Annotated in this window: 13 protein-coding genes; 9 read left to right on the forward strand and 4 right to left on the reverse strand. The window is 65.8% G+C overall.

Going from position 1 to position 15,155, the window contains the following annotated elements; translation table 11 throughout:
• Positions 1-10: 10 nt before the first annotated feature.
• The 9 genes from XH84_RS04955 to XH84_RS04995 all read left to right on the forward strand — a co-directional run bounded on the left by XH84_RS04955 (position 11) and on the right by XH84_RS04995 (position 10,054).
• Positions 11-997, forward strand: a complete 987-nt coding sequence (locus XH84_RS04955) for an ABC transporter ATP-binding protein (RefSeq protein ID WP_128916964.1) — start codon at positions 11-13, stop codon at positions 995-997.
• Positions 994-1,983: an ABC transporter ATP-binding protein gene (locus XH84_RS04960; RefSeq protein WP_128916963.1), complete on the forward strand. Its 990-nt coding sequence runs from the start codon at positions 994-996 to the stop codon at positions 1,981-1,983. Before XH84_RS04955 ends, XH84_RS04960 begins: the two co-directional genes overlap by 4 nt.
• 81 nt (positions 1,984-2,064) lie before the next feature.
• Positions 2,065-3,870, forward strand: coding sequence for a gamma-glutamyltransferase family protein (locus XH84_RS04965; RefSeq protein WP_128916962.1), 1,806 nt, complete (start codon positions 2,065-2,067; stop codon positions 3,868-3,870).
• Positions 3,871-3,880: 10 nt separating this feature from the next.
• The gene (locus XH84_RS04970) at positions 3,881-4,591 is read left to right on the forward strand and encodes a DUF1028 domain-containing protein (RefSeq protein WP_128916961.1); all 711 of its coding nucleotides are present in this window, start codon (positions 3,881-3,883) and stop codon (positions 4,589-4,591) included.
• Positions 4,588-5,577: an ABC transporter ATP-binding protein gene (locus XH84_RS04975; RefSeq protein WP_128916960.1), complete on the forward strand. Its 990-nt coding sequence runs from the start codon at positions 4,588-4,590 to the stop codon at positions 5,575-5,577. The genes XH84_RS04970 and XH84_RS04975 overlap by 4 nt, the downstream gene beginning before the upstream one ends.
• On the forward strand, positions 5,577-6,683 hold the full coding sequence (locus XH84_RS04980) for an ABC transporter ATP-binding protein (RefSeq protein WP_164935917.1): 1,107 nt from the start codon (positions 5,577-5,579) through the stop codon (positions 6,681-6,683). Before XH84_RS04975 ends, XH84_RS04980 begins: the two co-directional genes overlap by 1 nt.
• A 21-nt stretch (positions 6,684-6,704) precedes the next feature.
• Entirely contained in the window at positions 6,705-8,213 is a 1,509-nt protein-coding gene (locus tag XH84_RS04985) for an ABC transporter substrate-binding protein (protein WP_128916958.1), read from the forward strand.
• Positions 8,214-8,223: 10 nt separating this feature from the next.
• Positions 8,224-9,165 (forward strand): ABC transporter permease, encoded by a 942-nt coding sequence (locus XH84_RS04990; RefSeq protein ID WP_128916957.1) that lies wholly within the window; start codon positions 8,224-8,226, stop codon positions 9,163-9,165.
• Between the two features lie 4 nt (positions 9,166-9,169).
• Entirely contained in the window at positions 9,170-10,054 is an 885-nt protein-coding gene (locus tag XH84_RS04995) for an ABC transporter permease (RefSeq protein ID WP_128916956.1), read from the forward strand.
• Positions 10,055-10,168: 114 nt separating this feature from the next.
• Here XH84_RS04995 and cnbZ read toward each other — a convergent pair whose 3' ends face one another.
• From cnbZ to XH84_RS05015, 4 genes are read right to left on the reverse strand one after another with little or no spacing between them, the layout of a single operon-like run.
• A complete protein-coding gene (gene cnbZ, locus XH84_RS05000) occupies positions 10,169-10,912 on the reverse strand; it encodes a 2-amino-5-chloromuconate deaminase CnbZ (protein ID WP_128916955.1) in 744 nt (247 codons plus the stop codon).
• Between the two features lie 9 nt (positions 10,913-10,921).
• Entirely contained in the window at positions 10,922-12,172 is a 1,251-nt protein-coding gene (locus XH84_RS05005) for an adenylate/guanylate cyclase domain-containing protein (protein ID WP_128948015.1), read from the reverse strand.
• Positions 12,169-12,558 carry a response regulator gene (locus tag XH84_RS05010; protein WP_128916953.1) on the reverse strand — a complete coding sequence of 130 codons (390 nt, stop codon included), beginning with the start codon at positions 12,556-12,558 and terminating at the stop codon, positions 12,169-12,171. Before XH84_RS05010 ends, XH84_RS05005 begins: the two co-directional genes overlap by 4 nt.
• Positions 12,555-15,137, reverse strand: coding sequence for a sensor histidine kinase (locus tag XH84_RS05015; RefSeq protein WP_128917183.1), 2,583 nt, complete (start codon positions 15,135-15,137; stop codon positions 12,555-12,557). Before XH84_RS05015 ends, XH84_RS05010 begins: the two co-directional genes overlap by 4 nt.
• Positions 15,138-15,155: the final 18 nt, after the last annotated feature.

Raw genomic sequence — 15,155 nt, forward strand, 5'->3', positions numbered from 1 at the left:
CGCCTCGCTCATGACCGAAACCATTCTCTCCGTGCGCAACCTTCAGGTGGAATTCGCTTCCCGCCGCGGCACGCTGCGCGCTATCGACGGGGTCTCCTTCGACATCGCCAAGGGCGAAGTGCTGGGCGTGGTCGGCGAATCCGGCGCCGGCAAATCCGTCACCGGCCTCGCCGTGATCGGCCTGATCGATCCCCCCGGCCGCATCGCCGGCGGCGAGATTCATCTCGCCGGCAGCCGCATCGACAATCTGCCGCCGGAGGAGATGCGCCGCATCCGTGGCAAGCGGATCGGCATGATCTTCCAGGACCCCCTCACCTCGCTCAATCCGCTCTACCGGGTCGGCGACCAGATCATCGAGACGATCAGGACCCATCTGAACCTGTCCGAGACGGCCGCCCGCCGCCGCGCCATCGACCTGCTGGCCGAGGTCGGCATTCCGGCGCCGGAAAAGCGCATCGACGGCTATCCGCATGAATTCTCCGGCGGCATGCGCCAACGCGTCGTGATTGCGCTCGCGATCTGCGCCGAACCCGAGCTGATCATCGCCGACGAGCCGACTACCGCGCTCGACGTCTCCGTGCAGGCGCAGATCATCTCGCTGATCAAGCGGCTCGGCCGCGACCACGGCACTGCCGTGATGCTGGTGACGCACGACATGGGCGTGATCGCGGAGACCTCGGACCGCGTCGCGGTGATGTATGCCGGCCGGGTCGCCGAGATCGGACCGGTTCAGGATGTCGTCAGAAATCCACTGCACCCTTACGCCAAGGGTCTGATGGGCGCGATCCCGACGCTTGCCGGCGACGACAAACGCCTGCAGCAGATTCCCGGTTCGATGCCGCGCCTGTCGGCGATCCCCCGCGGCTGTTCGTTCAATCCGCGCTGTGCCTTCGCCTTCGACCGCTGCCGGGTCGAGCGGCCGGAGCCACTGCCGCGCGGCGCACAATCAGTCGCCTGCCATCTCTACGACAGCGTACCGGCGGAGAGCGCGGCATGAGCGCCCCCTTCGTTCAGGCCACGAATTTGCGCCGGGTATTCGACGTCTCAAAGCCTTGGCTCAACCGCGTGCTCGAGGGCGGGCACCTCGAATATCTCAAGGCGGTCGATCACGTCACCTTCGACATCAGGAAGGGTGAGACGTTTGCGCTGGTCGGCGAGTCCGGCTCCGGCAAGACCACGGTCGCTCGGATGGTCGTTGGACTGCTGCCGCCGAGCGCCGGCGACGTCCTGATCGACGGCATCTCGATGACCGATCCGCGGCAGGCGCCGGCGCGGCGAAAGCTTCGCCGCCGCATCCAGATGATCTTCCAGGATCCCTATGCGAGCCTGAACCCGCGCTTCCGCGTCGATGCCATCATCTCCGAGCCGATCCGCGCTTTCGACCTGATCCAGGGCGAGCGCGACATCCAGGCCCGCGTCGGCGAGTTGCTCACCCTGGTCGGCCTGCATCCCGACGACCGGCTGAAATTTCCGCACGAATTCTCCGGGGGCCAACGCCAGCGCATCGCGATTGCACGGGCGCTCGCATCGGATGCCGAGTTCATCGTTTGCGACGAGCCGACCTCGGCGCTCGACGTCTCGGTGCAGGCGCAGATTCTCAACCTGATGCGCGACCTCCAGGACAAGTTCGGCCTGACTTACATGTTCATCAGCCACAACCTTGCCGTGGTCCGCCACATGGCGAGCCGCGTCGGCGTGATGTATCTCGGCCGCATCGTCGAGATCGCGGAGGGGCGCGAGCTGTTCGCCAATCCGCGCATGCCCTACACCAAGATGCTGCTGGGCGCCGTGCCTGATCTTGCCATGAGCGGTCGCCAGCGTATCCCCGTGAAGGGCGAGATCCCGAACCCGATCAACCCGCCCTCTGGCTGCGCCTTCAACCCGCGCTGTCCGCTGGCGTTCGATCTCTGCCGCAAGGAGACCCCGGAACTGATCAACGGCGTCGCCTGCCACGCAGTTAACACCGCGCCGGTCCCGGCGTGACGCGCGCGTGCCATGCAGCCTGCGCATTTGGCGGCGGCCTGCCGCTGTGATCAATTGCGCGCGCCGCAAATGAGGTAGCCCATGGCCAGCAAGATCAATCCCGATCCCTTCACGACGCGCCCCGAGATCGAGGGCACGTTCGGGGTCGTCGCCACCACACACTGGATCGCGACCGCTGTCGGCATGGCCATCCTCGAGAAGGGCGGCAACGCCTTCGACGCCGGCGTCGCCACCGCCTTCACGCTCCAGGTGGTCGAGCCGCACCTGAACGGCCCAGGCGGCGACGTGCCGGTCATCGTGCACGACGTCAAGCGCGGCCGCACTGAGGTGATCTGCGGCCAGGGCCCGGCCCCGGCGCGCGCCACCATCGCGCATTACAAGAGCGAGGGCCTCGACATGGTGCCGGGCACCGGCCTGCTCGCCGCCTGCGTCCCCGGCACCTTCGAATCCTGGATGATGCTGCTGCGCGACTACGGTACGAAGCGCGTACGCGACGTGCTGGAGCCGGCGATCTCCTACGCCCGCGACGGCTACCCGCTGGTCGAGCGCGCCTGCGCCACGATCCAGACCGTCGAGCGGTTGTTCCGCAAGCATTGGCCAACCTCCGCCGCCGTCTACCTGCCGAACGGAGAGGTGCCGAAGCCGGGTACGCTGTTCACCAACAAGACGCTGGCTGCGACCTACACCCGGATTCTCAGCGAGGCCGAGAGCGGCGGCGGTGACCGCGACGCCGAGATCGAGCGCGCGCGCAAAGCCTGGTCGCAAGGCTTTGTCGCCGAGGCCATCGACAAGTTCTGCCGGACCCAGGAAGTGATGGACGTCAGCGGCTCGCCGCATCGCGGCGTGCTCTCGGCCGACGACATGGCGCGCTGGCAGCCGACGGTAGAGGCGCCCCTTACCTACGACTATGGCCGCTACACCGTCTGCAAGGCCGGTGTCTGGAGCCAGGGCCCGGTGACGCTGCAACAGCTCGCGCTGCTGAAGGGCTTTGCGCTCGACGGCCTCGATCCGGCCGGACCCGAGTTCATCCATCTGCAGATCGAGTGCGCCAAGCTCGCTTTCGCCGACCGCGAAAAATTCTACGGCGACCCAAAATTCAGCGAGATCCCGATCACAACGTTGCTGTCGGACGCCTATAACGACGAGCGCCGCAAGCTCGTCACCGACAAGGCTTCGCTCGATCTCCGGCCCGGCGCGATCGAGGGCCTTGGCGGCGTGGTCAAGCTGCGCCGCGCTGAAGGCCAACGCGAGGCCGTCGGCGCTTTAGGCGCCGGTGAACCGACTGTGGGGCGCTTCGGCGAAGTACGCGGCGACACCGTGCATTTCGACATCATCGACAAGGCTGGCAACATGGTGTCCTCGACGCCGTCGGGAGGCTGGCTGCAATCCTCGCCTGTCATTCCCGAATTGGGTTTCTGCCTCGGCAGCCGCGCACAAATGTTCGATTTGGAGGAGAACCAACCCAGTTCGCTCGCCCCGGGCAAGCGGCCACGCACCACGCTGTCGCCCACCATGGCGCTGCGCGATGGCGAGCCCTACCTCGCCTGGGGCTCGCCCGGCGGCGACCAGCAGGATCAGTGGATCACGCAATTCTTCCTGCGCCACGTCCATTGCAATCTCAATCTGCAGGAAGCCATCGACGCGCCAGCCTGGCACTCCGAGCATTTCCCGATCTCGTTCTGGCCGCGCACCGCGCGTCCCGGCGTGCTCGTGGTCGAGAACCGCGTGCCGAAGGCGACGATCGAGAATCTGCGCGAGCGCGGGCATATCGTCGAGGTCGGTCCCGACTGGTCCGAAGGCCGCCTCACCGCGGCCTCCCGTGTCGGTCCGCGCCGGCGCGCCGCCGCCAATCCGCGCGGCATGCAAGGTTACGCCGCGGGACGCTGATAGGCAGCATATGACCTGGTCGATCATCGCGAAAGATCCTGCCACCGGCCAGTTCGGCATCGCGGTTGCGACCCGGTTCTTCGCCGTCGGCGCACACGTGCCGTATATTGCCGCCGGTCTCGGCGCCATCGCGACACAGGCATTCGTCAATCCCTATTACGGCATCGACGGGGTGAAGCTCTTACGCGAGCGCCTCAACGCGCATGGCGTGCTCGCCGCGCTGCTCGCGGTGGACGACGGCCGCGAGAGCCGGCAGGTCCACATCATGGATGCGAGCGGCGCGATCGCCGCACATACCGGGCGCGACTGCGTCGACTGGTGCGGGCATATCGCAGGCAGTGGCTACTCGGTCGCCGGCAATATGCTCGCGGGCGCCGACGTGCTCGCCGAGACGGCAAAGACCTATATCGCCAACGACAGCCTGCCCTTCCCGCGCCGCCTGCTCGCGGCGATGCGCGCAGGGGAAGCCGCCGGCGGCGACAAGCGCGGCAAGCAGTCGGCTGCGCTCTTGATCCATGGCGAGGAGGAATGGCCGGCGCTGGACATTCGCGCCGACGATCATCCCGATCCGCTCGGCGAGCTCGAACGGCTCGAAAGCGTCAGCCATGAGCTCTGGGTGCACTTTCGCGCGTCGATGCCGACGCGGCAGAATCCGGCCGGCAACACCGACCGCAGCGTCATCGACGCCAGCATCAACGCCGCGCGCGCAAGACGATCATGAGCGCGAGCCCCCTCATCGAGATCAGGGACCTGCGCATCCGCTTCCACGGCGACGACGGCCGCATCACCCATGCGGTCGACAGCGTCGATCTCAGCGTCGCCAACGGCGCGACGCTCGGCCTCGTCGGCGAATCCGGCTGCGGCAAGAGCGTGACGTCACTGGCCATCATGGGCCTTTTGCCGAAGCAAAGCGCGGAGATATCCGGCGCGATCCGGTTCGACGGCCTCGATCTCCTGCAGACGCCGGACCAGACCCTGCGCGACCTACGCGGCAACCGGCTCGCGATGATCTTCCAGGAGCCGATGACCTCGCTCAACCCGAGCTTCACCATCGGCGACCAGATCATCGAGACCATCTTGCGCCATCGCGGCGGCTCGCGTCGCAGCGCGCGCGAGCGGGCGATCGAGCTGCTGCGCCGCGTCCATATCCCCTCGCCCGAGCGTCGGATCGACGACTATCCGCACAAGCTCTCCGGCGGGATGCGCCAGCGCGTGATGATCGCGATGGCGCTGGCCTGCGATCCGCACCTCTTGATCGCCGATGAGCCGACCACCGCACTCGACGTCACCTTGCAGGCGCAGATCCTGGAATTGATGCGCGAGCTGAAAGCCGCGAGCGGCGCCGCCATCATCCTGATCACCCACGATCTCGGCGTCGTTGCAGAAGTGTGCGACGAGGTCGCGGTGATGTATGCCGGCGAGATCGTCGAGCGCGCCCCGGTCGACGACTTGTTCTCGGCGCCTCAGCATCCCTACACCGTCGGCCTGCTCGGCTCGATCCCGCGGCTCGACCATCGCGCCGAACAGCTTGCGACGATCGAAGGCATGGTCCCGAACATGGCGCAGCCACCGGCCGGCTGCCGCTTCGCCGCGCGCTGCCCCTTCGTGCTGGAGGCCTGCACCCATGCACCGCCGCCATTGATCGAAGTCGGCCCCGGCCACCTCTCGCGCTGCATCCGCGCGCCGCTCGAACGTTTGGTGTCGTGATGGCGTTGCTCGAAGTCAGGGGTCTGGTCAAGCATTTCGTCACCGAGCGTTCGCTGTTCGGCCGGCCGCTGGCGCACGTCAAGGCGGTCGATGGCGTTTCCTTCTCACTTGACGCTGGAAAGACGTTGGCGCTCGTCGGCGAATCCGGTTGCGGCAAATCCACCGTCAGCCGTCTGGTGCTGCGGCTGATCGAGCCGGACGCAGGCACGGTGCGGTTCGACGGGCGCGACCTGCTCGCACTCGACGCCGGCGGCTTACGCGCCTTCCGCCGCGACGCGCAGATCATCTTCCAGGACCCCTACGCTTCGCTCAATCCGCGCATGACCGTCGGCCAGATCCTGACCGAGCCGCTGGCCCTGCACGATCTCATGCCGCCCGCGCAGCGGCGCGCGCGCGTCGCCGACCTGCTGCGGCTGGTCGGGCTGGAGCCGCGCCTGGCGCGGCGCTATCCGCACGAATTCTCCGGCGGCCAGCGCCAGCGCATCGCCATCGCCCGCGCGCTCGCGGTCGAGCCGAAGCTGATCATCTGCGACGAGCCGGTCTCGGCGCTCGATGTCTCGATCCGCGCGCAGATCCTCAACCTGCTGCGCGAGCTCCAGGACCGGCTTGGCCTCGCCTACATCTTCGTCTCGCACGACCTCGCCGTGGTCAAGCACATCGCCGACCACGTGGCGGTGATGAATCTCGGCCAGATCGTCGAGACGGCGGAGGCCGACGCGTTGTTCGCCTCGCCACGTCATCCCTATAGCCGGGCGCTGCTGTCCGCGATCCCGTTACCCCAACCGAAGGCAAAGCGAACGACGGTCCTGCTGGAGGGCGAAATCCCGAGCGCGCTCAATCCACCCACCGGCTGCCGCTTCCACACCCGCTGCCCGTTCGTGATCGAGCGCTGCCGCAACGAGGCACCGGCGCTCCTGGCCGACGGCACGGGCCACGCCACCGCCTGTCACCGCACCGCGGAGCTGCCGTCTGCCGATGCCATTCTGCCGGCGGCCGGCGGGTTTTCGCCGGCGCTTGCAAAATTGGTGGCGGCCTTCAGCCAAAAGACGGAAGGCGGGAGCCCCGCCGGGGTTGGTATACAAGACGCCGCGCCCGCAACGAAATAGCCGAAACAATGGGGATTGCCGATGAAGATGTTTCGCCTGGCCGCAATTGCCGCCGCTGTCCTGTTGTCGATCGGAGCCGCGCAGGCCCAGACCAGCTTGCGCATCGGCCTCGCCGAAGACCCTGATATCCTCGACCCCACGATGGCGCGCACCTATGTCGGCCGCATCGTGTTCTCCGCCTTCTGCGACAAACTGTTCGACATCGACGAGAAGCTCAACATCGTGCCGCAGCTCGCGCTGTCGAGCGAGACCGTCGACGACGGCAAGGCCCTCGTCATCAAGCTGCGCCCCGGCGTGAAATTCCACGACGGCGAGCCGTTCGATGCCGAGGCCGCAAAATTCTCACTGGAGCGCCATCTGACGTTCCCCGGCTCGTTCCGCAAGCCCGAGCTCGCCTCGGTCGATCACATCGAGGTCGTCGATCCCCTCACCGTCAAGCTGGTGCTGAAGTCGCCATTCTCGCCGCTGCTCGCCCAGCTCACCGACCGCGCCGGGATGATGATGTCGCCGAAAGCGGCGAAGGAAGCCGGCGACAAGTTCGGCCTGCGCCCGGTCTGCGCCGGCCCCTACAAATTCGTCGAGCGGGTGCAGCAGGACCGCATCGTGTTCGAGAAGTTCGCCGATTATTGGAACAAGGACAATGTCTTCATCGACAAGATCGTGTTCCAGCCGATCGTCGATGCCACCGTGCGGCTCGCGAACCTGAAATCCGGCGGCCTCGACCTGATCGAGCGCGTGCTCGCCACTGATCTGAAGGAGGTGCGCGCCGACTCGCGTCTGAAGGTCGCGACCGCGATCGAGCTCGGCTATCAGGGCATCACGCTCAACATCGGCAAGGACAAGGCCAAGGGCCCGCTCAGCCAATCCGCCAAGGTACGGCAGGCGCTCGACCTCGCCATCGATCGCGAGGCGATCAACCAGGTCGTGTTCAACGGCGAGTTTCAGGTCGGCAATCAATGGGTCAACCCCGATCATCCCTACTATCAGAAATCGCTTCCGGTCCGTCCCCGCAACGTCGAGAAGGCCAAGGCGCTGTTGAAGGAAGCCGGCGTGACGCCGCCGGTCAGCGTCGACTTCCTGGTGCCCAAGGGCGCCGAGACCGAGACGCCTGCGCAGGTGATCCAGTCGATGGCGGCCGAAGCCGGCTTCGACATGAAGATACGCCTCACCGAATTCGCAACCGGGCTGAAGCAGGCCGAGGCCGGCGACTATCAGGCCTACATGCTCGCCTGGAGCGGCCGCGTCGACCCCGATGGCAACACTTTCGTGTTCCTGCATAGTGGCGCGCCGCAGAACTACGGCGCGTGGAACAATCCGCAAGCCGACAAGGCACTGGAAGACGCGCGGCTGGTCACCGATCCCACCAAGCGCAAGGCGAGCTATGAGACGCTCGCCAAACTGGTCCAGGAGGAGGAGCCGCTCCTTTACATCTACCACCGCCGCATCATCATCGCGCACACGACCAGGCTCGAAGGCTACAAGCAGATGCCCGACGGCCTTGTGCGCGTGGTCGGACTCAAGCTGAAGTGACGCTGCGAGGATGTTGAACTTTCTCGCCCGCCGACTCGTGCAGATCGTGCCGACGCTGTTCTTCGTCTCGGTGCTGATCTTCTCGCTGCAGCAATTGCTGCCGGGCGACCCTGCGCTGGTGATGGCGGGCGAAGAGCGCGATCCGGCCGTGATCGAGCAGATCCGCCGCCAGTACCGGCTCGATCAGCCCATCCCGGTGCAATACGCGTACTGGATCAAGGGCGTGCTCTCGGGCGATTTCGGGGAGTCGCTGCGCAACAAGATGCCGGTGCGTGAGCTGATCGCGCAGAAGCTGCCGGTGACATTGCAGCTCGGCTCGATAGCGATCGTGATCGCCTTCCTGATCGGCATTCCCGCCGGCATCGTCGCCGCCGTGAAGAAAGGTTCGGCCTGGGACTATGGCGCGAACCTGTTTGCGCTGTGGGGCATCTCGACGCCGAATTTCTGGCTCGGGATCATGCTGATCTTCCTGTTCTCGATCGAGCTCGGCTGGCTGCCGGCGTCCGGCTACGTGCCGCTCACCGAGAACTGGCGCGCGAGCTTAGCTGCCACCATCATGCCGGCTTTCGTGCTCGGAAATGCGATTGCCGCGGTCCTGATGCGGCATACGCGCAGCGCCATGCTCCAGGTGCTGGAGAGCGACTACGTCCGCACCGCGCGCGCCAAGGGACTCCTGGAGCGCTCCGTAATCCTCAAGCACGCCATGCGCAATGCGCTGACGCCCGTCATCACGCTCGGCGCGCTCGAGCTCGGCACGCTGCTGTCCGGCGCCGTTCTGACCGAGCAGATCTTCTCCATTCCCGGCTTCGGCAAGCTGATCGTGGATGCCGTCTTCAACCGCGATTATGCCGTGGTGCAGGGCGTGGTGCTGGTGACGGCAACGATCTACATCACGCTGAACCTCGTTGCCGACATCGCCTATATCCTCGTCAATCCGCGGCTGCGGGGCTAGATCCATGACCGATGCCGCGCTGCCCGGCCCTCTCACGCAAGCTGACGAGCTGGATAGCCCGGCCCGCCGTGCACGTCGGCGGCTGTTCAAGCGCAAGGCGGCGGTGTTCGGGCTGGTCGTGCTCACGATGTTCATCGCGCTCGCCGTGCTTGCCCCACTCGTCGTGCCCTATGATCCCATCGCGACGAGCTGGAGCCTGGTGCGCAAGCCGCCCAATGCGGCGCACTGGTTCGGCACCGACGAGCTCGGCCGCGACATTCTCAGCCGGGTCATCCACGGTGCGCGCGCCTCGCTGCTCGCGGGCCTCATCTCTGTTGCGATTGCGCTCGGCATCGGCGTGCCGCTCGGTCTCCTCGCCGGTTATCGCGGCGGTTTCATCGATGCGCTGATCAGCCGGATCACGGACGCGATGCTGGCCTGCCCGTTCCTGATCCTGGCGATCGCGCTCGCGGCGTTCCTCGGACCGAGCCTCGGCAATGCCATGATTGCGATCGGCATTTCGGCGACGCCGATCTTCGTCCGCCTGACCCGCGGCCAGGTGCTCGTCGTCAAGGCCGAGGACTACGTCGAGGCTGCGCGCGCGCTCGGCAATCCGCCGTGGCGGATCGCGCTCTCGCATATCCTGCCGAACATCCTGCCCGCGCTATTGGTGCAGGCGACGCTCTCGATCGCCGCCGCCATCATCGCCGAAGCCGCGCTGTCCTTCCTCGGTCTCGGCCAGCAGCCGCCGGCGCCGTCCTGGGGCAGCATGCTCAACGCCGCGCAACGCTTCCTGACACAGGCGCCGTGGATGGCGATCTGGCCGGGACTTGCGATCTTCCTCGTGGTGCTGTCGCTGAACCTGCTCGGCGACGGCCTGCGCGACGCGCTCGACCCGAGGCAGCGGTAGAAGTTCCTCATGGTGAGAAGCGCGCCCCTTCGCGCGCGTCTCGAACCATGAAGGCCGTCGCTCGCGGCCATCCTTCGAGACGCGGCCTGATGGCCGCTCGTCTGGATGAGGAACTCAGATCACCGCTTCCCGCATCACGCGGCGGCAATCCATCTCGTATTCGAGATCGACCACCGGCGGGCGGGCGAAATGCCAGGTCAGGCCGGAGCGCAGCGCGCCGTGGCGAACCAGCTCGTCGACGAGGGCATGGTGGAAGTCGTGGACGGAATAGGCCTGCACGCCGGTCGTGTCCTTCCAGCCGAAGCCGAAGGCCGCCATCCGGGTCTCCATCTGCGCGGTGGTGAAGCGCACCTTGTCCCGCAGCCCCTCCGGGCTGAGATCACGATAGCGCACGGTACGCTCGACATAGGTCCCGCCGCCTTCGCGCGCCTCGGCGCCGCCGGCGATCACGAATGACGGCGCCTTGGAGCGGGTCGGTCGCGTGAAGGAGAACGCATAGAACGAGGGTTCGGACGGCGGATCGATCTCTGGACAGACATTACTGCGCGCCACCGGATTGGTGGTGCCGTCGAAGATGCCCCATTCAGCGAGTGTCTTCACATAATGCAGGTTGAACGCGCGAAAGCCTTCCTCGCTGAAGGCCGCCGGCGAGCGCAGCTCGCAGGCGCAGAACGCCGTCAGCGGACGGCCTGCCTCCTGGATGAACTTTGCCGCCAGCGCAAACCCTTCCGCAAGCGGGACCAGGCGATCGAAGCGGACACGCTCGATCTCGTAGCCATCATCCGCGGCGGCGCCCGCTGAATATTGAAACACCGACGGAATGAAGCGGTAATTGCCGGCAGAGAACTCACGGATCATGACGCACTCCTATTCAAGCTGCATGCGAATGCCCTTGGCGCCGTTGAGCAGCCGCTTCAGGTGAAAGCCGGCCAGGGAATCGTCGGCGTGCATCCCGACCAGCGCGGCAAAGGCCGGCATGGCCGCGGCGTCGCCGGCCGCCATCTTGGCGAAAGCCTCCGCATACAGCGCCGTTGCCGGCGCTTCGAATTTGGCTTGTGGCAGCGGCTCGAACGCGCGCAACGGCTCGCTGCGTCCGCGCAGCATCAGCTCCCCCACGGGGCGCCCTTGAAAATTCTCAGCTGACTCCGCAACGCTGGCGCTGACGCAGATGCGCGTCCCCAGATGCTTATTGGCGGCCTCCAGCCGCGCCGCGATGTTGATGGAATCTCCATACGCGGTGTAGTCGAAGTAGCGGTTGCCGCCGAAATTACCGACCAGCGCCGGCCCGGCGTGAATGCCGATACGGGTGGCACCGAAGGTAATGCCTAGGGCATGCTGCCGCGCGCGAAACTCCTCCGCCCAGGCATCGAGCGCGTGGGCGCAGGCGACCGCGCGCGTGGCATAATCCGGCTGATCCCCGGGCGCGTTGAAGAGCACCTGGATCGCATCGCCGATGATCTTTGCAACCGTCCCCTCGTGAGCGAAGACGACCTCGGTCATGCCGCCGACATACTCGTTGAGCAGCTTGCCCAATGCCTCGGGCGGGGCGGTCTCGACCAGCGAGGTGAAGCCCGTAATGTCTGTGAAAATGGTGGCGACATCTCGCCACTGCACTTCGATTCCCTCGCCCTCGCCGCTGGCGGCCAGACGCTTGGCAAGCTCGGCCGAGAAATGACGCGATAGCGCGGCATGGGCCCGCTCAGCTTCCATCTGGCGTCGCCGCACCTCGCGCAGCATCTCGATGTGACGGATGGTCTTCCCGATCGTGGCTTCCAGATCGGCGAAGTCGATCGGCTTGGTCAGGAAGTCGAACGCGCCGCGGTTCATGGCGGTTCGGATGTTGCTCATGTCGCCGTAGGCGGAGACGATGATGGTCGATTTCTTGTCCTCGGCCTCCTGGAGCTTCGCCAGCAGCGACAGCCCGTCCATCCGGGGCATGTTGATGTCGGAGACCACCATGTCGACCTGCGGATTCTGTTCGAGCGAGGCCAGCGCCTCCAGGCCGTCGCGCGCGAACATGAGAGTCACCTCTCCGTCGCGAATCTGCCTGCGGAACTTTTGCAGGACCAGCGCCTCGAGATCCGGCTCGTCGTCGACGAAGAGGATGGTCGCACTCATGCGGCTTGCTCGAGCCTCGTGTCGATCTCCTGCCGCAGCAGGGCAAAGTCAATAGGCTTGGTGAGGAGCCCGACGGCGCCGCGCTCGATCGCCTTCCGCCGCGTCTCGGCATCGCCATAGGCCGTGATCATGATCACGGGAACGTCCGGATGCGCGGCGCGCACCTTTGGCAGCATGTCCAGCCCGCTCATGCCGGGCATGTTGATGTCGGACAGGATCAGGATCAACGAGGGGTCGCGAATTTCGGCGGCACGCTTGAGCGCATCGGGCGCGGAGGCGGCGAACTCCATCTGGAAGCGGCCGGCACGCAGCTCGCGCCGGAACTGCTGCCGGAACAGCGCCTCGACGTCGGGCTCGTCGTCGACGACCAGGATGTAAACGTTCAAGGCTTCCCTCCGGACGTGCCGCCTGCCGCCATCGTGCGCGGCAGGGTGATGATGAATTCGGTAAATACACCGGGCTCGGTGTTCACGTCGATGGTGCCGCCGTGCTGCTTCACGACGATATCATGGCTCATGGACAGGCCGAGTCCGGTGCCCTCGCCGGCCGGCTTGGTGGTGAAGAAGGGATTGAACATCTTCTCCATCACCTCGGGGGAAATCCCGGTGCCATTGTCGCGGATCCGGATCTCTATCCTGTCGCCGAGGTTTTTCGTGGTCGCACTCAAGGTTGGCTCGAAGGCGTCTCCGCCGCTCTCCTTGCGCTTGGCCGCGGCGTAGAAGCCATTGGAAATCAGGTTGAGGAGAACGCGCGTGATCTCCTGGGGATAGATGCCGGCCATGCCGGCGGCGGGATCGAGCGCGCGCTGGAGCGTGACGTTGAAGGACGGCCGTTCGGCCCGCGCGCCATGATAGGCGAGATTGAGGCTCTCCTCCACGACGGCGTTGATGTCGACCGCGCGATACTCGCCGGAGCCCTCGCGCGAATGCAACAGCATGTTCCTGACGATGGAATCGGCCCGCTTGCCGTGCTGCACCACCTTCTCGAGGTTGCCCTTGAGCATGTGGGTGAGCTCCTCGACCTCTGCCTTGGTCTTGCCGTCGAGGCTTGCCGCTTCGAGCACCTCTTTGAGCTCGTCAATCAGCTCGGTCGAGAGAGCGGAGAAATTGTTGACGAAGTTGAGCGGGTTCTTGATCTCGTGAGCGATGCCGGCCGTGAGCTGGCCGAGGGAAGCGAGCTTTTCGGTCTGGACAAGCCGGTCTTGCGCGGTGCGCAGATCGTCGAGGGATCGCGACAGCTCTGTCGTGCGTTCCTGAACCTCCTCGAACAGCCGGACATTCTCAATCGCGATAAGGGCTTGGTCTGCAAAGGTCGTGGCGAGTTCTATTTGTTTCTCACTGAAGGGCCGCACCATGTGCCGCGTCAGAACGAATACGCCGATCGGCGTTCCCTCTCGAAGGAGGGGGACACCAAGCATCGTACGTACGTTAGAACGCCTTCGCGCGGACGAGGGGGCATAGTCCGGGTCGGCCTGCACATCCGGGACATGAACCGTCCTGGTCTCAAGCAGCGTGCGCCCGACCACACTTCCGCGTTCGGGTACGGAAGCGAATGTGCGAAGCTTGTTTTCCTGCTCCACATCAAGCCCGCAGCTTGCCGCCAGGTAGAAGACGCCATCGCGAGGTCGAAAGATCGTCCCCTCGTCGGCGTCACACAAGCGGGCCGCCGATCCGACAAGCGTGTTTAGCACGGTTTGCAGATCGAATGTCGAACGGCTGATGACCTTCAGCACATCGGCGGTCGCCGTCTGTTGCTGCAAGGACTCGCTCAATTCCGCCGTTCGCCGTTCCACCTTGTTTTCGAGGTCCGCATAGGATTCCTGAAGACGCGCGCCCATGTCGTTGAATTGGTCGGCAAGCCCTTCGAGCTCGTCACCCGTCCGGATCGAGATGCGCTGGGAGAAGTCGCCACCGCCGATCCTTTCGGCGCCGCTGCGTAGCGCCTGGATCGGCCCGACCATGCGGCGCGCGAGGAAAATCCCCGCGAGCACCGCGAAGATCGACGCCGCGAGCAGCACGATCGCGAGCCGCTGCAGCGAAGCGTAGAGCGATGCATAGGCCTCCTCGACCGGCAGCTCGACGAACATGGTCCAGTGCAGCGGCTCGACGGGAGCCGATGCCGTCAAGACCTTCTGGCCCTGGATGTTGCGCGCTTCCTCGAGCGCGTCCGGCATCGTGCCGCCGGCAGCCTGCGCGGCGCGTACCTGGGCGAGGCCGGACATGTCGGTGTTGCGCAGCACGAGGCTGATGTCGGGATGCGCGATCAAGCGGCCCTCGGGGCCAACGACATAGGCATGCCCGTGCTCGCCGACCTTGATCTGCGAAACCACGTCCCAGATCAGCTTGAGATTGACCTCGGCGATGCTGACACCGGCGTCCTTGCGCGCGCCGGCCAATGACAGCGTCATGTAGGGCTCGGACTCCCGGCGGAAATAAACCGGCCCGTAATAGACCTTGTGCGCGACGGCCTCGGCGAACTTCGGATCACCGGACAGGTCGATCCCACTCTCGAGAGAGTCCATCGCCAGCCGCGAGACCCGCAGCCGTTCTTTGCCGGTCGAATCCACCTGGGCAAGCTCGGTGATGGCAGGCACCTGATGCAGGAGCCGCAGCGCGTCGAAGTGGCGCTGCTCGATCGAGCCCGCCGACCACGGCAGTTGCGTGGTCCAGCCGAGCTGGCTCTCGATCTCCTTGACGAACTGGCCGATCTTGGCCGCAGCCGCCTCGGCCTGCTCATGCTGGACCCGGATCAGCGAAGCCTTGTGCTCACGATAATAGAAGAAGACCTCGAACAGGCCGTTGGCCAGCAGCGCGATGGCGACGACGGCCACGAACAGCGCAACATATTTGGTGAACAGCCGCGTCCTGATCCCCCGCCCCGCGGCCGCGCCGGAGGCAGCACCAGCCGGCGCCGCGCTCGGCAGCGTCCTGGCTTGCGGGGTATCGGGATGGAGGGAAAGGCTCATCCCGCGGAACCTAGCAAG

The organism is Bradyrhizobium nanningense (assembly GCF_004114535.1).
In the GTDB taxonomy this organism is placed as follows: domain Bacteria; phylum Pseudomonadota; class Alphaproteobacteria; order Rhizobiales; family Xanthobacteraceae; genus Bradyrhizobium; species Bradyrhizobium nanningense.